Raw genomic sequence first — 17,094 nt, forward strand, 5'->3', positions numbered from 1 at the left:
AGTATCCTTTTAATCTTACTTCAGGCAGCTCACGTATTGGTTAGACAACTGAGACATAAAGTTCACATAGCTGTCCTTGCCTAATACTATGCCACTCCCCAAGGGATCCAAGGTGCCTGAACGCACGTCGGTTCCTTTGGCGACAGCACTAATGACGGCCGGCCTGAATTGTGGCTCAGCAAAAACGCATACCGCTTTGTGCTCAACCAACTGTGTTCGAATTTGATGTAAACGCTGCGCACCAGGCTGAATTTCGGGATTGACTGTAAAATGCCCCAGCGGACTTAAGCCAAAATGTTTCTCAAAGTAGCCATAGGCATCATGAAAAACGAAATATCCCTTACCTTGGGCAGGCCTTAGCATAGTAGCAATATTTTTTTCATTTTGCGCTAGTTGATCCTCGAATCGGCGCAGGTTTGCATCTAGTTTGTCCTTATTTTGTGGCATAAGTTCCAATAATCTATCGTGAATAGCGATTGCAGATTGTTTGGCTATGGTTGGGGACAACCAAATATGCATATTATATTCGCCATGATGGTGCTCATCACTGTGATTATCTTTAGCATGATCATGGTCATGCCCTGCTTCTTCCCCCTCATCTTCTTCATGTTCATCACCTTTCATCAATAAAGGCGTAACAGAAGGAAGCTGTGCTAATGCTATCTTTTTATTATCAGCAACTTGTGTTAATGGCTTTGATAAAAATGCTTCCATTTCAGGGCCGACCCAAATAACCAGTTCAGCACTGCGTAACCGCTGGACATCTGATGGACGTAGCGCATAATCGTGCGGAGATGCACCATCGGGCAGTAAAACTTCAGTTGGCAGCACCCCATCAGCGATAGCTGAAGCAATAAAACCCAACGGACGCACTGAAGTAACGACCGCCGCAGAGGCAATATTAAATGGGTTAGCGACCAAAATTGCGCTGACCAACATTGCCCGCTTTAGCCATTTATTTTTATGTAACATAATACGAATTCTCGACGTTTTGATGGGTAAAGCGTAATATTATAACATTCACTCGGTTCTGCAAACGTAATCATCATGTCCACATTGGTCTCTTTAAATAAGATATCCGTCACTTTTGGTAGTCGACGGGTACTAAATGATATTTCCCTTTCTCTGCGTCCGGGAAGAATTCTCACTCTGCTTGGGCCAAATGGTGCAGGTAAATCAACATTGGTTCGCGTGGTGCTCGGGCTTATCGCCCCCACCAGTGGCACGCTGATTCGAGAACCTGGCCTACGCATTGGCTATGTCCCGCAAAAACTTCATTTGGATGCTACTTTGCCACTGACCGTAAGCCGTTTTATGCGGTTGAAACCTGGCGTCAAAAAAGCGGATATTCTGCCAGCGCTAAAGCGGGTGCATGCTGCTCATTTATTGGACCAGCCCATGCAGAAATTGTCTGGTGGCGAAAACCAACGAGTATTGCTGGCCCGTGCCTTACTTAATCGCCCGCAATTATTAGTATTGGATGAACCAACGCAAGGTGTTGATGTTAATGGGCAATTAGCGCTATATGACTTAATTGAACAATTGCGTAAAGAGTTGGGATGCGCTGTTTTGATGGTCTCCCATGACTTGCATTTGGTGATGGCAAAAACGGATGAAGTATTGTGCCTTAACCAACATATTTGCTGTTCCGGCGCACCAGAAGTGGTTTCAACCCACCCTGAATTTATCGCCATGTTTGGCAATCGCGGAGCTGAACAGTTAGCTGTTTATCGTCATCACCATAATCATCGTCATGATTTACACGGGAAGATTATTTTGAAGAACAGCGGGAGTCGTGACGCATGATTGAATTATTACTGCCAGGCTGGCTAGCAGGAGTGTTGTTAGCAACGGCGGCTGGCCCATTGGGGTCTTTTGTCGTCTGGCGTCGGATGTCCTATTTTGGCGATACTTTGGCGCACGCTTCTTTACTAGGCGTTGCGTTTGGTTTACTGCTCAATATCAATCCATTCTATGCCGTGATTGTGATGACCATGGTATTGGCGCTGATTTTGGTGTGGTTGGAGCGTCGGCCACAACTGGCTGTCGATACGTTATTGGGAATTATGGCTCACAGTGCATTATCACTGGGTTTGGTGGTCGTTAGCCTGATGCACAATGTGCGGGTTGATTTAATGGCCTATCTGTTTGGCGACCTGCTTTCCGTAACACTGAGTGACATCTGGCTGATTGCCGCAGGCGTAGTTGTAGTTCTTGGGGTGTTGTGTTGGCAATGGCGAGCACTGCTATCAATGACGATTAGCCCGGAACTGGCCCACGTGGATGGGGTTAATCTGGAGCGAGTCAGAATGCTGTTGATGCTGGTAACCGCATTAACAATTGGATTATCGATGAAATTTGTTGGTGCACTCATTATTACTTCATTGTTGATAATCCCTGCCGCAGCCGCGCGCCGTTTTGCCCGGACACCTGAGCAAATGGCAGGTATCGCCATCGGTATTGGCATTATTGCCGTGACAGGAGGGCTAACCTTCTCCGCTTTGTATGATACTCCTGCTGGGCCTTCGGTGGTGCTTTGTGCTGCCGCCATGTTTGTACTTAGCCTGTCACAGAAAGCGCGCGGATAATTTATTCATCGATGGGGTTTATATTGATAAACCCCAGTTCTCCTCTCTCCCCATTAGTATTCTTCACACCATATTATTTACTCTCGCCAATAAGCATCAATTCTGATTTTTATATTTTAATTAGTGTGATCAAATACAATGCATATGCAGTGTAATACCCTGCATAACACTCAATACCATGAGCATTATAATGATTATGCAGATACATCTACGTCTCTGCATAGGCCTTGTACGCTCCTCATTTTCGTAGAATAACTATTGTGCAGAGGCGACCAATCATGGATAGAACCACCCCAACGGGTTTACTTCAGCAGCCCAAACCGTTCTTTATGATCTTTTTTGTCGAGTTGTGGGAGAGATTCGGTTATTACGGTGTTCAAGGTATTCTTGCTGTTTTCTTCGTCAAGCAATTAGGTTTCTCACAGGAACAGGCATTCGTTACTTTTGGCGCTTTTGCCGCGCTAGTTTACGGTTTGATCTCCATTGGTGGGTACGTGGGTGACCATCTCTTGGGGACCAAACGCACCATGGTGCTAGGTGCTGTGGTGTTGGCTATTGGGTATTTCGCCACCGGCCTATCATTGTATCAACCCAATCTGATTTTCTTCGCACTAGGCACTATCGCCGTGGGGAATGGTTTATTTAAAGCCAATCCTGCGAGCCTACTCTCAAAATGTTATCCGCCTAAAGACCCGCGACTAGATGGGGCCTTTACGCTGTTTTATATGTCGATCAATATTGGTTCTCTGTTGTCGTTGTCATTGGCACCGGTTATCGCTGAACGCTTCGGTTACACCATCACCTATTATTTATGTGGTGTTGGTTTGATTTTTGCTCTCTTGGTTTACTTCTGCTGCCGCCATATGGTGCGTGATATTGGTTCTGAGCCAGATGCAAAACCCTTAAATTGGCGGAATCTGTTATTAGTGTTAGCCGGGACAGTAGTGATGATATGCGTCTGCGCTTGGTTGATGAACCATGTCATCATTGCCAATCTGGTGCTGATCGTCTTATCACTGGTTGTGGTATGCATCTTCTTTAAAGAAGCATTAAAACAGGATCAACTTGGTCGTAATAAAATGTTCGTGGCTTTTATTTTGATGATTGAAGCTATCGTTTTTTATGTTTTGTATGCGCAGATGCCCACCTCACTGAACTTCTTCGCTATTAATAATGTTCATCATGAGATTCTTGGATTTAATATTAACCCCGTTAGCTTCCAAGCGCTGAACCCTTTCTGGGTGGTGGTCGCCAGCCCGATTTTAGCCTCAATTTATACTCGATTAGGCAGTAAAGATCGCGATCTGTCCATGCCGGCAAAATTTACGTTAGGGATGTTTTTATGTTCACTGGGATTCCTGACCGCCGCCGCTGCCGGAATGTGGTTTGCTGATGCGCAAGGTCTGACCTCACCTTGGTTTATTGTCCTGGTTTACTTATTCCAGAGTTTAGGAGAGTTGATGATCAGTGCATTGGGCCTCGCCATGGTTGCAGCTCTGGTTCCACAATATTTGATGGGCTTTATTCTGGGGATGTGGTTCCTGACACAAGCAGCATCATTTCTGATTGGCGGTTATGTTGCGACCTTTACAGCGACACCGGAGGGGATAACGGATCCACTGGAGACACTACCTATTTATACCGATGTATTTGGCAAAATAGGCATCGTTACACTGGTTATTGCGGTGGTTATGGCACTACTGATCCCATGGCTCAATCGAATGATTAATACTCCGATCGCCGAGAAAGTTACAGTCTGAAAATAGTCACCCTCAGGGCTGAGACTGTCTCAGCCCTACGTCGACAAGGCTTACTCTTCACGAGTGATACCAAAATGTTTATACGCATGGTTGGTGGCAATACGCCCACGAGGGGTTCGCTGAATAAAACCTTGCTGGATTAAATACGGTTCCAAGACATCCTCTATGGTTTCTCGCTCTTCGCCAATAGCGGCGGCCAGATTATCTAGCCCCACCGGACCACCCATAAATTTGTCAATAACAGCCAGCAAAAGCTTACGGTCCATAAAATCAAACCCTTCAGCGTCGACATTCAACATATCCAGCGCTTTCATCGCGACATCACCGTTAATCGCACCATCAGCCCTAACTTCAGCAAAATCACGCACACGCCGTAGCAACCGGTTGGTGATTCGAGGGGTTCCCCTTGAGCGACGTGCCAATTGGTGTGCTCCTTCCGGGGTTAAGTCCAACCCCAAACACTTAGCACTACGCGAAACGATATGTTCTAAATCGGCTACTTGATAAAACTCGAGCCGCTGCACAATGCCAAATCGATCGCGTAATGGAGAGGTCAGCGATCCTGCTCGCGTCGTCGCGCCAATCAGAGTGAATGGCGGTAAATCTAATTTAATTGAACGGGCAGCCGGGCCTTCACCAATCATGATATCCAGTTGATAGTCTTCCATCGCCGGGTAAAGTATTTCTTCTACCACAGGAGATAAACGGTGAATCTCATCAATAAATAAGACATCGTGAGGCTCCAAATTAGTGAGCATCGCCGCTAAATCACCCGCTTTTTCCAGCACTGGGCCAGAGGTTGTCCGCAGATTTACCCCCATCTCATTGGCAACAATATTCGCCAATGTGGTTTTACCCAGCCCCGGCGGACCAAAGATCAATACATGGTCAAGCGCATCACCACGCTGTTTAGCCGCCTGAATGAAGATTTCCATTTGCTCACGGACGTGAGGCTGCCCGACATATTCTGCCAACAGTTTAGGGCGGATAGCCCGGTCAATACTCTCTTCATCACTGATAACACCCGCAGAGATCAGGCGGTCTGCTTCAATCATCCTTAGCCCCTATAAGTTCTACAACGCGGCGCGCAGGGCATCACGAATTAGGGTTTCACAATCTGCACCCGGTTTTGCTATTTTGCTAACTAAACGGCTGGCTTCTTGTGGTTTATAACCTAAAGCCACTAGCGCAGAAACAGCTTCAGCTTCGATATCTGCATCAGAGTTTTGCGATGCACTGGCCGGCAACTGGATATCACCAGTATTATTGAACAAATCACCATTAAGACCTTTAAAGCGGTCTTTCATTTCGACCACCAACCGCTCCGCAGTTTTCTTGCCGACACCGGGTAATTTCACCAGCGTGGTAATGTCTTCTCGTTCAACCGCAGCCACAAATTGTTGTGCCGACATACCAGAGAGAATGGCTAATGCCAATTTCGGCCCCACACCATTCACTTTGATCAGCTCGCGAAATAACGCTCGCTCCTGCTTATCATTAAATCCATACAGCAGTTGAGCATCTTCGCGCACCACAAACTGGGTGAAAATAATGGCTTCTTGCCCCAGATCTGGCAGCTCATAAAAGCACGTCATTGGCAGTTGAACTTCATAGCCAACGCCGTTTGTTTCCAGCAGCACCAGCGGCGGCTGTTTTTCCAGAATAATACCTCTGAGGCGCCCTATCACGTTAACTCTCTCCTTGCTTATAAATGATGTTATCGCTTATCAAACATGGCTGTTTATAGCATAAAAAAAGCTGGATGGATATCCAGCCTCAGTGATTGGCCTACCTTTATACTGTCTTTGCGCACCGTTGCACAATATTAGCGCAAACGACCACGGGCCATCACCAATTGGCTATCACCCAGTCGCACCGTGTTTTGGCTAAGATGGCAGTGGGTAATCGCAATTGCCAAGGCATCAGCGGCATCCGCCTGTGGGTTTGCTGGCAGTTTCAGCAGCGAACGGACCATGTGCTGAACCTGACTTTTTTCAGCCGCGCCAGTACCAACGACCGTCTGTTTGACCTGACGGGCGGCATATTCGGAAACCGGCAGATTTAGATTTACCGCAGCCACAATCGCCGCGCCACGTGCCTGCCCCAGTTTTAATGCCGAGTCTGGATTTTTCGCCATAAACACTTGTTCAATGGCAAAAAAGTCGGGCTGAAATTGGGTGATGATTTCAGTCACGCCTGCATATATTAACTTCAGGCGAGTAGGCATATCGTCAACAACAGTGCGAATACAGCCGCTGCCCAGATAGGTGAGCTGACGACCTTGCTGGCGAATCACGCCATAACCGGTGACACGAGAACCGGGATCGATGCCTAATACGATCGCCATACCAGCTTATTTACCTTTTTACATAAAAAGCTCTGGCCACAAATGCGGCCAGAGAGGATGACTGATAGCGGTAAAGAGTCGGATGAGTGGATGATGATTTACAGGGTAGCTGCGACTTCATCAGAGATTTCACCATTGTGGTAAACCTCTTGCACATCATCAGAGTCTTCCAGCATATCAATCAAACGTAACAGTTTTGGTGCGGTTTCAGCATCCAAGTCTGCTTTGGTTGATGGAATCAATGAGACTTCAGCGCCCTCGGCCACCAGCCCTGCGGCATCCAATGCATCTTTTACGGCACCCAGCGATTCCCAAGCAGTGAACACGTCAATAGCACCGTCGTCATAGACCACAATATCATCTGCACCTGCTTCTAATGCTGCGTCCATCACTGCATCTTCTTCCAAACCCGGAGCATATGAAATGACACCTTTTTTGGTGAACAGATAAGAAACTGAGCCATCCGTTCCTAAATTGCCACCTGTTTTGGTGAATGCATGGCGGACTTCAGATACGGTACGGTTACGGTTATCACTTAAACATTCGACCATCACGGCAGTACCGCCTGGGCCATAGCCTTCGTAAATGATCGTTTCCATGTTGTTATCTTCGTCACCACCGACACCACGCGCAATTGCGCGGTTCAGGGTGTCACGCGTCATGTTATTCGACAATGCTTTATCGATAGCTGCACGTAAACGTGGATTCGCACCCGGATCACCACCACCTAGACGTGCGGCGGTAACCAATTCACGAATAATTTTAGTGAAAATCTTACCGCGTTTGGCATCCTGCGCTGCTTTGCGGTGTTTTGTGTTGGCCCATTTACTATGACCTGCCATAAATAAGTATCTCCAAAATAGCCTAATTATCCCCTTCGTACTAAAAGCCACAGCGGTGTTAACAACCCTCATTCGCCCAAATCACTTACTCATGTCAGATCATCGAAACCTGATGGGTTGCTACCGACTTGTCACTCCAATAACTCTGGGGATAGACGGGAATTAAATAACAAACTCTTCAATCGCTTGCTGATTACTCCAGGACTTGGTCGATGCTGCGGCCTCCACAGCATCTAACCACTGATAAGCAAGGTGTTCGGTAATCACCACATCCCGCTCTTCAGGTAACGCCAAACAGAACCAATGTTCTTTATTCCGCGTAATTCCCGGTGCATAGCGATGACGAAAATGCACAAATATTTCAAATTCCACGCAGCGTTGGCAGTCGATCAACTCAAGGTTTTCACCCAGTATATCAATGCCGACCTCTTCCTTTACTTCGCGCTGCACGGTTTGCAACGGGGTTTCCCCCTCTTCCAGACTGCCGGTCACCGACTGCCAAAAATCAGGATCATCACGCCGTTGCAACATCAGCACCCGACCACTCGATCTGGCATAAATAACCGCCAGTATCGATTCGGGGCATTTATAGTTCATTACTGATTCTCTTCTTCCACGCTATCTGTTGCCCCTTTCTTCGCCACGACGCTGATAGACAGCTCTTGCAGTGAGGCAGGATTAGCAAAGCTTGGCGCATCAGTCATCAGACAAGCCGCAGCAGTGGTTTTCGGGAAGGCAATGACATCACGAATGTTATCGGTGCCGGTCAGCAGCATCACTAGGCGGTCTAGGCCAAAAGCCAGGCCGGCGTGTGGTGGGGTGCCGTATTTCAATGCATCGAGCAAGAAGCCAAACTTCTCACGTTGTTCATGTTCATTGATACCCAGAATACCGAAGACTTGCTGCTGCATTTCAGTCCGGTGAATACGTACCGAACCCCCACCGACTTCATAGCCATTAATGACCATATCGTAAGCATTGGCGATAGCGGTAGTTGGTGCCGCAGCCAATTGTTCCGGGCTCATATCTTTAGGCGCAGTGAACGGATGGTGCATGGCGGTCAAGCCACCTTCACTGTCGTCTTCAAACATTGGGAAATCAACAACCCACAATGGTGCCCATGCCCCCAACTGAGTCAGTTGCAGGTCACGGCCCACTTTTAGACGCAGTGCGCCCATTGCGTCAGTCACGACTTTGTCGCTATCTGCGCCAAAGAATAGAATATCGCCGCTTTCAGCCTGAGTACGTACCAGAATAGCGTCCAGCACGTCTGCACTGAGGAATTTCGCCACCGGGCTTTGCACGCCTTCAACACCCGCAGCACGGTCGTTCACTTTCAGCCATGCCAAGCCTTTCGCGCCATAGATGCTGACAAACTGTGTGTATTCATCAATTTGCTTACGAGTTACCTGAGCGCCACCGGGTACACGCAGTGCCGCAACACGGCCTTTGGCATCATTCGCTGGGCCAGAGAAGACTTTAAATTCAACATCTTTAACCAGATCCGCGACATCCACTAATTCCAGTGGATTACGCAAGTCCGGCTTATCAGAACCATAGCGACGCATTGCTTCGGCAAACGTCATCACCGGGAAATCACCCAGGTCAATACCTTTGGTTTCCTGCCACAACTCACGGACCAGTTTCTCCATCACTTCACGCACTTGATCGGCGGTCATGAAAGAGGTTTCCACATCAATCTGAGTAAATTCAGGCTGGCGGTCAGCACGCAAGTCTTCATCACGGAAGCATTTTACAATTTGATAATAGCGGTCAAAACCTGACATCATCAGCAACTGTTTGAACAGCTGTGGTGACTGTGGCAAAGCATAGAATTTGCCTTTATGTACGCGGCTTGGCACCAGATAGTCACGGGCACCTTCAGGGGTTGCTTTGGTCAGCATTGGGGTTTCAATATCCAAGAAACCATGGCTGTCCATAAAGCGGCGTACGAAGCTGGTAATTTTAGCGCGGGTCTTCAGGCGGTCAGCCATTTCTGGACGGCGCAAGTCCAGATAGCGATATTTCAGGCGCTGCTCTTCGCTGTTGGTCTGATTAGAGTCCAACGGCAATGGCTCAGAACGGTTAATAATATTCAATGCGTTGGCAAAGATTTCCACTTCACCGGTAGACATATCTTTATTGATTTGGCTGTCAGGACGCGCACGCACAGTACCGGTAATCTGAATACAGAACTCATTACGCAGCTCAGAAGCTTGCTCATAGGCCGCTTTATGGTCCGGATCGAAGAATACTTGAACAATACCTTCGCGATCGCGCATATCAATAAAAATCAGGCCACCCAAGTCACGACGACGGTTAACCCAGCCACAAAGAGTCACTTCTTGGCCCACATGAGACAGATTCAACTGCCCACAATACTCAGTACGCATACAATATCCTTTTACTCAGCCGATGCCGCACGCGTTATGTACTGTCCGTGCGGCTGTTTTCTGATGAGCCCTGATTCGAGCCTCAGCTACTACTGTCTGGTTTACTCTTATTATCTGGTTTGCTCTTACTGCCCGGCTTGAAATCTGTCGCATACCAACCGGTGCCTTTCAATTGAAAACCGGCCGCAGAGATAAGTTTCGATAACGCGGGCTGATGACACGCGGGACATTGAGTCAGTGGCGCGTCGGAAAATTTTTGCAGTTTCTCTAATCGATGGTTGCAAGCGCTACACTCATATTCATAGATTGGCATAGGTATTTATAGATTAAAGAGTGTTGAAAAAAGGGGGCCATTATAAAGGAATTTCGTGGCATAGATAAGAGCGAACGCACAGCTCAGAGACGACAAAATCTCTTTCAACGGTGTTTTAACACATCATTTAACAAATTTATCTCCTCGTAAAGACTGCCCGATAACATCTGTTGGCATAAACTGGTCGACAGAAAAAATTGGCCATCTGGGTTTCTACCCGTCAAATTGAGGCACAACACCATGATAATTGATGCAAAAACCACCGCGCTGGTACTGATTGATTTGCAACAAGGGATCTTGCCCTTTGCCAAAGGCCCCTACAGTGCAGAGCAGGTTATTACGACCAATGCTCGTCTAGCGAATAAATTCCGGGAGTTAGGCGCACCGGTCGTTTTCGTTCGTGTGGGCTGGTCTGATTCATTTGCCGAGGCACTTAAACAGCCCGTTGATCAGCCAAGCCCGCCTCCCGCTGGGGGTTTACCCGAATCATGGTGGACGTTTCCTGAAGCATTAGCGGTCACTGAACACGATATTAAAGTCATAAAACATCAGTGGGGAGCATTCTACGGCACAGATTTAGATTTGCAGCTACGACGCCGAGGCATTAAAACCATCGTATTGGCGGGTATTGCCACTAATATTGGTGTTGAATCTACCGCTCGGGACGCTTGGGAGCGCGGTTATGAATTAGTGATTGCAGAAGACGGTTGCAGTACAGCGAGCACTGAAATGCAGCTATTTGCAGTCAATAATATCTTCCCTCGGATATCCCGCGTGCGTAGTAGCAGTGAAATTCTTGCAGCACTGAGTGAGTGACGATAAATTCTATCGGTCTAATACCGCTAACTCATTCTGTAACCACAAATAAAAAGTTTACCCAACATATTTGGTGTTACAGCTAGGCGGCAAATAAGTAAATCCCGATGAGCTGACACTGGTCAGTGATTCAGGTGAGCGAATGTAGCCAACAACGCTGTAGCAGCAAATAAAAAAAGTTTACCCAAAGTATTTGGTGTTACAGCTAGGCGGCAAATAAGCAAATCCCGATGAGCTGACACTGGTCAGTGATTCGGGTGAGCGAATGTAGCCAACAACGCTGTAGCAGCAAATAAAAAAGTTTACCCAAAGTATTTGGTGTTACAGCTAGGCGGCAAATAAGCAAATCCCGATGAGCTGACACTGGTCAGTGATTCGGGTGAGCGAATGTAGCCAACAACGCTGTAGCAGCAAATAAAAAAGTTTACCCAAAGTATTTGGTGTTACAGCTAGGCGGCAAATGAGCAAATCCCGATGAGCTGACACTGGTCAGTGATTCGGGTGAGCGAATGTAGCCAACAACGCTGTAGCAGCAAATAGGAAGGGTAAAAAATGTACATTGGACTGCCGCAATGGCAACACCCAACCTGGAATCGTCTGGGTATCAAGGATTTGGCAGACTATAGCCGCTACTTTAATTGTGTCGAAGGAAATACTACTTTCTATGCATTGCCACGGCTGGAAATAACCCAACGCTGGCGTGATATGACCCCGGATAGTTTCCGTTTTTGTTTTAAATTCCCTGCGGCTATTAGCCATCAGGCAGCCCTGCGTGACTGTGATAAAGAGCTACACGCGTTTTATCAATGCTTATCACCACTGCATGACCGTATTGGCCAATTATGGTTACAACTGCCCGCAGCGTTCGGCCCAAATGAACTAAACCGTCTATGGCAATTTATCGATAAATTACCCGCAGGCTTCCATTATGGTGTGGAAGTACGTCATCCGGAGTTTTTCGCTAAAGGGGCCGCAGAACGCGCACTCAATCAAGGTTTACATCAGCGAACAGTTAATCGCGTAATGTTAGACAGCCGCCCTATTCATGCAGCCAAACCCACCACCATTGCCGTACGGGATGCACAAAGCAAAAAACCTCGTTTGCCGGTACATGCTCTTGTCACTGGCGAGCAACCTTTAGTGCGTTTCATTGGGGGCGATCAATTGGAAGAGAATTTAGCTTTATTTTCTCCGTGGTTACAAAAACTGCCACTGTGGGAGCAGCAATATCAGCCTTTTGTTTTCATCCACACGCCTGATAACAGCGACTCGCCGCAGCAAGCACAAAAAATCTGGCAGCAATTAGCGGGAGTGATTGCTACTCTGCCCCCCGCACCAGATTGGCCAGAGCAAGATGCACTGTTTTAATCTTTTTTGTTTGTTTTTTGCTCCAAAGCGGAGTGACTCACCTGACAATGTCTGTAATACATTCGCAAGCTTATCTTTCCAAACACTAAACTGGGTATTAAGAAATGTGCTTCCATCCATTTTTTCTAGCGACAGTAACCGTGTAGACAGTTATCATTATTCAGCCAGTCTATGGTTGGGCAATGGAGTTAAAAATGGTTAGCTCGCTTTATGTCGTGTTGGGCGCACTGTTATTGATCAAGCTTTCATTTGATGTGGTTAAATTGAGAAATCAGTACCGAGTCGCTTATGGCGACGGCGGTTTTTATGAATTACAAACCGCCATTCGTGTACATGGCAACGCCGTAGAATATATTCCTATTGCTGTCATTTTGCTCATTATGATGGAAATGAACGGTGCTGAGACGTGGATGATCCATATTTGTGGATTGATGCTGATCGTGGGCCGACTGTTACATTATTATGGCTTACGCCATCGCGAAATTCGCTGGCGCCGCTCGGGGATGAGCGCCACCTATGTTTCTTTAATATTGATGGTTATTGCTAATATTTACTATTTACCTTGGGATCAGATTTTTAGTCTGACTTGATAGGTATCACCGCATTATCTGTTCCGAGCACCTGCAATCGGAACATTGTTAGTTTTGGCGGCTTAACGCCGCCTTCATGTCAGCCCTCAGTTATCTATTCCCTCCATTCGGTTTATTGCGCTTATCTGCTCGGTTTTCTGTTACAATATGCGCCTTTAATTTCTTGTTAATGCCAATGACAGTCATGCCAAATCACGACACCCAATCTCAAAACGATGCACCACGCCTTCAGTCTGGGGCAACAGAGCCGCAGCGTGATAGCCTGTTTGCCGCCCCTATTGCCAAGTTAGGTGACTGGACTTTCGACGAAAAAGTCGCTGAAGTCTTTCCTGATATGATCCAGCGATCGGTTCCCGGTTATTCCAACATCATCTCGATGATTGGCATGTTGGCGGAGCGTTTTGTGCAGCCCAATAGCCAGATTTATGATCTCGGCTGTTCACTGGGTGCGGCCACACTGTCAATGCGCCGTAATATTAAGGCTGAAGGTTGCAAAATCATTGCCGTGGATAACTCACCGGCCATGGTCGAGCGCTGCCGCCGTCATATTGATGCTTTCCGGGCAGAAACACCGGTAGATGTGGTGGAGTCGGATATTCTCGATATCAAGTTAGAAAACGCCTCCATGGTGGTACTTAACTTCACTCTACAATTTCTTGAACCAGCAGATCGCCAGCGGCTACTCAATCAGGTCTATCAAGGATTGCGCCCGGGTGGGGCTTTAGTGTTATCAGAGAAGTTTAATTTTGAAGATAATGATATTGGCGAGCTGCTATTTAATATGCACCTCGATTTCAAGCGCGCCAATGGTTACAGCGAACTGGAGATCAGCCAAAAGCGCAGCATGTTGGAGAATGTCATGTTGACCGATTCGGTTGAAACCCATAAAAACCGCCTACATCAGGCCGGTTTCGAACATGCCGAAGTTTGGTTTCAATGCTTTAATTTTGGCTCGTTGATTGCCTTAAAAGCGGGAGCGGCGCAATGATTGAATTTGGCGATTTTTACCGGCTGATAGCTAAAGGCCCATTAAGTCCATGGCTAGATACCCTGCCCGCCCAGCTCAGTGCCTGGCAGCGAGAATCCTTGCACGGTAAGTTTAAAACCTGGTTCAATGCAGTCGAGCATTTACCCACACTCACCCCCACTTCGCTTGATTTGCGCGATGGTGTGCGGGCAGAAATGTCCCCGCCGATCTCTGCCGGTCAACGTGAAGGGATGGAGAATATGTTGCGCGCCCTGATGCCATGGCGCAAAGGCCCTTTCTCACTCTATGGGCTAGATATTGATACCGAATGGCGTTCCGACTGGAAATGGCAGCGCGTATTACCGCATATCAGCCCACTGGCAGGGCGCACAATCCTGGATGTCGGCTGTGGTAGTGGTTATCACCTTTGGCGCATGGTGGGTGAAGGTGCCCATTTAGCAGTTGGCATTGACCCAATGCAACTGTTTTTATGCCAGTTTGAGGCTATTCGCAAGCTACTGGGAGGTGATCAGCGCGCCCACGTGTTGCCGCTGGGAATTGAACAGCTACCTGAACTGGCGGCGTTTGATACCGTCTTTTCTATGGGCGTACTGTATCACCGTCGTTCTCCCTTAGATCATCTCTACCAACTGAAAAATCAACTAGTTAGCGAAGGAGAGCTGGTCCTTGAGACGTTAGTGGTTGAAGGTGATAGCCAGCAGGTATTAGTCCCCGGTGATCGTTACGCTCAGATGCGCAATGTGTACTTTATTCCATCGGCGTCAGCCTTGAAAGCTTGGCTGGAGAAATGCGGGTTTGTCGATGTCAGAATCGTCGATATGGCAGTGACCACCACGGATGAGCAACGCCGTACCGACTGGATGACCAGCGAGTCATTAGCGGAATTTCTTGACCCAAATGATCCAAGCAAAACCGTAGAGGGCTATCCTGCCCCACTTAGAGCAGTATTGATCGCCCGCAAACCCTAAAGAAAACCCCGGCCTAATGGTCGGGGGTAGTTTGATGTGCCGCAACGCTGTAGCGCCAAGGCCGCAGGGCAAGCCCCAAAGTCATTGGTGTTACAGCTAGGCAGCCAGTGAGCAAATCCCGATGAACTGACTCTGGTCAGTGATTCGGGTGAGTGAACCCCGCTAACAACGCTGTAGCGCCAAGGCCGCAGGGCAAGCCCCAAAGTCATTGGTGTTACAGCTAGGCAGCCAGTGAGCAAATCCCGATGAACTGACTCTGGTCAGTGATTCGGGTGAGTGAACGCCGCTAACAACGCTGTAGCGCCAAGGCCGCAGGGGCTACGCGCTCTCAGGCAGCGGCGCGCCTAACACCAACAAATCCTTCATTGCTTCAACGACTCGTCCATCCACACAATAATGAGCAAACTCATCAACATCGCTATCCGCACACATGGTGACGCCGGCTTTACGATATTTCATTGTTGAAGGTACCGTATGCCCGGCAGAACTGTGCAGTTCTCGGATACCCGCATCAATAAATTTTTGCATATTGGTCAGGCGGACCCCGGCTCCGGCCATGATAATTGGCCCCTGTTTTTGAGTTGCTGCAACCAAATCTTTCAATAATGCCAATCCTAACTCGGCATTTTGTTGCTGGCCAGAGGTTAAAATTCGCGCCACCTTAAGCTCCGCCAATTGCTGCAGTGCAACCATGGGGTTCTGACACATGTCAAATGCGCGATGGAATGTCACCGCCAGATGGCCACTGATGGACATGATTTCCTTCATCCGAGGTATGTCAATATGTCCATCGTTATCCAACATTCCGACCACCACGCCGGCAAAACCCATATCACGAATTCGTGCGACATCATTTTTAATGATGTCAAAATCATTCTTGCTGTAACAGAAGTCGCCGCCACGAGGACGCACAATCGGATGAACCGGAATGTTAACTGTCTCTCTGGCTTGCATTAATGCACCGATGCTCGGCGTTAAGCCCCCTTCGGACTGGCCGCAGCATAATTCAATCCGGTCGGCTCCTGCCTTTTCTGCTACCTGCGCGCAATCAACGCTATAGCAACAAATTTCCAATGTAGTCATTCTCTCCCCCGTTTGATGGATGCCACTGCGACAGTGCATATACCAAAATTATTTATTGGCATATAAGTTAGCTTTAAATAATTACAATATTGAATAAATTAAATGCTAAATATATCTCTTAAGCTAAAACAGAATTTAATCAGACACACTCAGCATTCACTATGACACTCATTTCGATTCCATGAGTAGATGTCAGTCACAGTGATAACCATAAGTGATAGTCGGTATTGAAATAAATAACCCATATACGTTAGTCATTGCGTTCGCTATCGACGATTTGTCGCAAAGTGTAAGGATGAAACTTGATCGTTATTTCGCCATCACTCACCGCCAGTGTTGGGTTAGCCAAACGTTCATGTTCCCCTTGAGGGGAGCTAAATTTAGTCTTTATTCCCTCAGGTAATATCGTTGGCAATAAAGCCAGTGCGCGCGTGTAAAGGGTTTGCGGATCGCCGGGCAAGACCAGTTCAACATGCTCCCAGCCCTCATGAGGATAGTAAGTCTTTCCGGGATAGGGTAACTCGATACAGTCAATTTGCCATGGGCCTATCGCGAGCGACTGCGCTAAATCGAATAAAATAATTGGCCGCCCATTAATCTGTGTCTCGGACATCAAATTACCGCACTGTTGTAATCCGTTGCGCCAGCGTTGCGCCGTTTCCGTTTGATGACAGCGTAATGAAATATGGTCAGCGTTGAATTGCGCCAAATTCAGATTTAATTTGGCCGCAAAAATAGCCAATTTTTGTTCAAAGCGCGGCAAATCTGTTAATAAATCCTGTAATTCAGCGATATCATTCAGGCTGCTCATTTTATTCCCCTTATAAATGTGAAGCGGCCATAATCTACAGTTATTAGCACTGATCAGCCATATTTAATCTGACTGTTTTATGACTGTACCTCATTCATTGCTAATAAAATCACCAGTTGATTCATCCTCTAAATAGATTAACCGCAACCGCGGCCCTGATGCTGACGTCGAGGGGCAAATATGGTATAAATCCTGCCATCTTGTGACTAACGTGCTGCCAGCCCCGG

18 protein-coding genes are annotated in these 17,094 nt (G+C 47.5%); 8 read left to right on the forward strand and 10 right to left on the reverse strand.

Features of this window, described 5'->3' with window-relative positions:
• Positions 1 to 15: 15 nt before the first annotated feature.
• On the reverse strand, positions 16 to 972 hold the full coding sequence (znuA, locus tag ACIOG0_RS12120; RefSeq protein ID WP_050101154.1) for a zinc ABC transporter substrate-binding protein ZnuA: 957 nt from the start codon (positions 970 to 972) through the stop codon (positions 16 to 18).
• Positions 973 to 1,047: 75 nt separating this feature from the next.
• On the opposite strand from znuA, the gene znuC reads away from it, so the two are divergent.
• The 3 genes from znuC to dtpB all read left to right on the forward strand — a co-directional run bounded on the left by znuC (position 1,048) and on the right by dtpB (position 4,348).
• The gene (gene znuC, locus ACIOG0_RS12125) at positions 1,048 to 1,806 is read left to right on the forward strand and encodes a zinc ABC transporter ATP-binding protein ZnuC (protein ID WP_050101153.1); all 759 of its coding nucleotides are present in this window, start codon (positions 1,048 to 1,050) and stop codon (positions 1,804 to 1,806) included.
• Positions 1,803 to 2,588 carry a zinc ABC transporter permease subunit ZnuB gene (znuB, locus tag ACIOG0_RS12130; protein WP_050101152.1) on the forward strand — a complete coding sequence of 262 codons (786 nt, stop codon included), beginning with the start codon at positions 1,803 to 1,805 and terminating at the stop codon, positions 2,586 to 2,588. The genes znuC and znuB overlap by 4 nt, the downstream gene beginning before the upstream one ends.
• A gap of 278 nt (positions 2,589 to 2,866) precedes the next feature.
• Positions 2,867 to 4,348, forward strand: a complete 1,482-nt coding sequence (gene dtpB, locus ACIOG0_RS12135; RefSeq protein WP_128450976.1) for a dipeptide/tripeptide permease DtpB — start codon at positions 2,867 to 2,869, stop codon at positions 4,346 to 4,348.
• A 50-nt stretch (positions 4,349 to 4,398) separates the two neighbouring features.
• On the opposite strand, the gene ruvB is transcribed toward dtpB, so the two are convergent.
• The 7 genes from ruvB to ACIOG0_RS12170 form a co-directional block, all read right to left on the reverse strand.
• A complete protein-coding gene (ruvB, locus tag ACIOG0_RS12140; RefSeq protein WP_050101150.1) occupies positions 4,399 to 5,403 on the reverse strand; it encodes a Holliday junction branch migration DNA helicase RuvB in 1,005 nt (334 codons plus the stop codon).
• Positions 5,404 to 5,421: 18 nt separating this feature from the next.
• Positions 5,422 to 6,036: a Holliday junction branch migration protein RuvA gene (gene ruvA, locus ACIOG0_RS12145; RefSeq protein ID WP_050101149.1), complete on the reverse strand. Its 615-nt coding sequence runs from the start codon at positions 6,034 to 6,036 to the stop codon at positions 5,422 to 5,424.
• A gap of 137 nt (positions 6,037 to 6,173) precedes the next feature.
• Positions 6,174 to 6,695, reverse strand: coding sequence for a crossover junction endodeoxyribonuclease RuvC (gene ruvC, locus ACIOG0_RS12150; RefSeq protein WP_050101148.1), 522 nt, complete (start codon positions 6,693 to 6,695; stop codon positions 6,174 to 6,176).
• 98 nt (positions 6,696 to 6,793) lie between these two features.
• Positions 6,794 to 7,537 (reverse strand): YebC/PmpR family DNA-binding transcriptional regulator, encoded by a 744-nt coding sequence (locus tag ACIOG0_RS12155; protein WP_050101147.1) that lies wholly within the window; start codon positions 7,535 to 7,537, stop codon positions 6,794 to 6,796.
• Between the two features lie 162 nt (positions 7,538 to 7,699).
• Positions 7,700 to 8,134, reverse strand: coding sequence for a dihydroneopterin triphosphate diphosphatase (gene nudB, locus ACIOG0_RS12160; protein ID WP_050296474.1), 435 nt, complete (start codon positions 8,132 to 8,134; stop codon positions 7,700 to 7,702).
• Complete coding sequence (gene aspS / locus ACIOG0_RS12165; RefSeq protein WP_050101145.1) at positions 8,134 to 9,930, reverse strand: aspartate--tRNA ligase; 1,797 nt, start codon at positions 9,928 to 9,930, stop codon at positions 8,134 to 8,136. The genes nudB and aspS overlap by 1 nt, the downstream gene beginning before the upstream one ends.
• Before the next feature lie 82 nt (positions 9,931 to 10,012).
• Positions 10,013 to 10,243: an FmdB family zinc ribbon protein gene (locus ACIOG0_RS12170; RefSeq protein WP_072086732.1), complete on the reverse strand. Its 231-nt coding sequence runs from the start codon at positions 10,241 to 10,243 to the stop codon at positions 10,013 to 10,015.
• 240 nt (positions 10,244 to 10,483) lie between these two features.
• Here ACIOG0_RS12170 and ACIOG0_RS12175 point away from each other — a divergent pair, with 240 nt between their 5' ends.
• From ACIOG0_RS12175 to cmoB, 5 genes are all read left to right on the forward strand, one after another.
• A complete protein-coding gene (locus ACIOG0_RS12175) occupies positions 10,484 to 11,059 on the forward strand; it encodes a hydrolase (protein ID WP_050101144.1) in 576 nt (191 codons plus the stop codon).
• 552 nt (positions 11,060 to 11,611) lie between these two features.
• Positions 11,612 to 12,427: a DUF72 domain-containing protein gene (locus tag ACIOG0_RS12180; RefSeq protein ID WP_050098176.1), complete on the forward strand. Its 816-nt coding sequence runs from the start codon at positions 11,612 to 11,614 to the stop codon at positions 12,425 to 12,427.
• Positions 12,428 to 12,621: 194 nt separating this feature from the next.
• Complete coding sequence (locus ACIOG0_RS12185) at positions 12,622 to 13,017, forward strand: MAPEG family protein (protein WP_032817126.1); 396 nt, start codon at positions 12,622 to 12,624, stop codon at positions 13,015 to 13,017.
• 184 nt (positions 13,018 to 13,201) lie between these two features.
• Positions 13,202 to 14,005: a carboxy-S-adenosyl-L-methionine synthase CmoA gene (gene cmoA / locus ACIOG0_RS12190; RefSeq protein ID WP_050296375.1), complete on the forward strand. Its 804-nt coding sequence runs from the start codon at positions 13,202 to 13,204 to the stop codon at positions 14,003 to 14,005.
• Positions 14,002 to 14,973 (forward strand): tRNA 5-methoxyuridine(34)/uridine 5-oxyacetic acid(34) synthase CmoB, encoded by a 972-nt coding sequence (gene cmoB, locus ACIOG0_RS12195; protein WP_050098177.1) that lies wholly within the window; start codon positions 14,002 to 14,004, stop codon positions 14,971 to 14,973. The genes cmoA and cmoB overlap by 4 nt, the downstream gene beginning before the upstream one ends.
• A gap of 318 nt (positions 14,974 to 15,291) precedes the next feature.
• On the opposite strand, the gene cutC is transcribed toward cmoB, so the two are convergent.
• Together cutC and ACIOG0_RS12205 are read right to left on the reverse strand one after the other, a co-directional pair.
• Positions 15,292 to 16,056: a copper homeostasis protein CutC gene (gene cutC, locus ACIOG0_RS12200; protein WP_050098178.1), complete on the reverse strand. Its 765-nt coding sequence runs from the start codon at positions 16,054 to 16,056 to the stop codon at positions 15,292 to 15,294.
• Positions 16,057 to 16,306: 250 nt separating this feature from the next.
• The gene (locus tag ACIOG0_RS12205; RefSeq protein ID WP_050098179.1) at positions 16,307 to 16,867 is read right to left on the reverse strand and encodes a VOC family protein; all 561 of its coding nucleotides are present in this window, start codon (positions 16,865 to 16,867) and stop codon (positions 16,307 to 16,309) included.
• Between the last annotated feature and the right edge of the window lie 227 nt (positions 16,868 to 17,094).

The sequence above is a fragment of the Yersinia vastinensis genome, from assembly GCF_044905075.1.
In the GTDB taxonomy this organism is placed as follows: Bacteria; Pseudomonadota; Gammaproteobacteria; order Enterobacterales; family Enterobacteriaceae; genus Yersinia; species Yersinia vastinensis.

Coding starts and splice junctions, on each gene's coding strand:
- znuA (WP_050101154.1), bottom strand. CDS start 972: ATGTTACATAAAAATAAATGGCTAAAGCGGGCAATGTTGGTCAGCGCA.
- znuC (WP_050101153.1), top strand. CDS start 1,048: ATGTCCACATTGGTCTCTTTAAATAAGATATCCGTCACTTTTGGTAGT.
- znuB (WP_050101152.1), top strand. CDS start 1,803: ATGATTGAATTATTACTGCCAGGCTGGCTAGCAGGAGTGTTGTTAGCA.
- dtpB (WP_128450976.1), top strand. CDS start 2,867: ATGGATAGAACCACCCCAACGGGTTTACTTCAGCAGCCCAAACCGTTC.
- ruvB (WP_050101150.1), bottom strand. CDS start 5,403: ATGATTGAAGCAGACCGCCTGATCTCTGCGGGTGTTATCAGTGATGAA.
- ruvC (WP_050101148.1), bottom strand. CDS start 6,695: ATGGCGATCGTATTAGGCATCGATCCCGGTTCTCGTGTCACCGGTTAT.
- ACIOG0_RS12155 (WP_050101147.1), bottom strand. CDS start 7,537: ATGGCAGGTCATAGTAAATGGGCCAACACAAAACACCGCAAAGCAGCG.
- nudB (WP_050296474.1), bottom strand. CDS start 8,134: ATGAACTATAAATGCCCCGAATCGATACTGGCGGTTATTTATGCCAGA.
- aspS (WP_050101145.1), bottom strand. CDS start 9,930: ATGCGTACTGAGTATTGTGGGCAGTTGAATCTGTCTCATGTGGGCCAA.
- ACIOG0_RS12170 (WP_072086732.1), bottom strand. CDS start 10,243: ATGCCAATCTATGAATATGAGTGTAGCGCTTGCAACCATCGATTAGAG.
- ACIOG0_RS12175 (WP_050101144.1), top strand. CDS start 10,484: ATGATAATTGATGCAAAAACCACCGCGCTGGTACTGATTGATTTGCAA.
- ACIOG0_RS12180 (WP_050098176.1), top strand. CDS start 11,612: ATGTACATTGGACTGCCGCAATGGCAACACCCAACCTGGAATCGTCTG.
- ACIOG0_RS12185 (WP_032817126.1), top strand. CDS start 12,622: ATGGTTAGCTCGCTTTATGTCGTGTTGGGCGCACTGTTATTGATCAAG.
- cmoA (WP_050296375.1), top strand. CDS start 13,202: ATGCCAAATCACGACACCCAATCTCAAAACGATGCACCACGCCTTCAG.
- cmoB (WP_050098177.1), top strand. CDS start 14,002: ATGATTGAATTTGGCGATTTTTACCGGCTGATAGCTAAAGGCCCATTA.
- cutC (WP_050098178.1), bottom strand. CDS start 16,056: ATGACTACATTGGAAATTTGTTGCTATAGCGTTGATTGCGCGCAGGTA.
- ACIOG0_RS12205 (WP_050098179.1), bottom strand. CDS start 16,867: ATGAGCAGCCTGAATGATATCGCTGAATTACAGGATTTATTAACAGAT.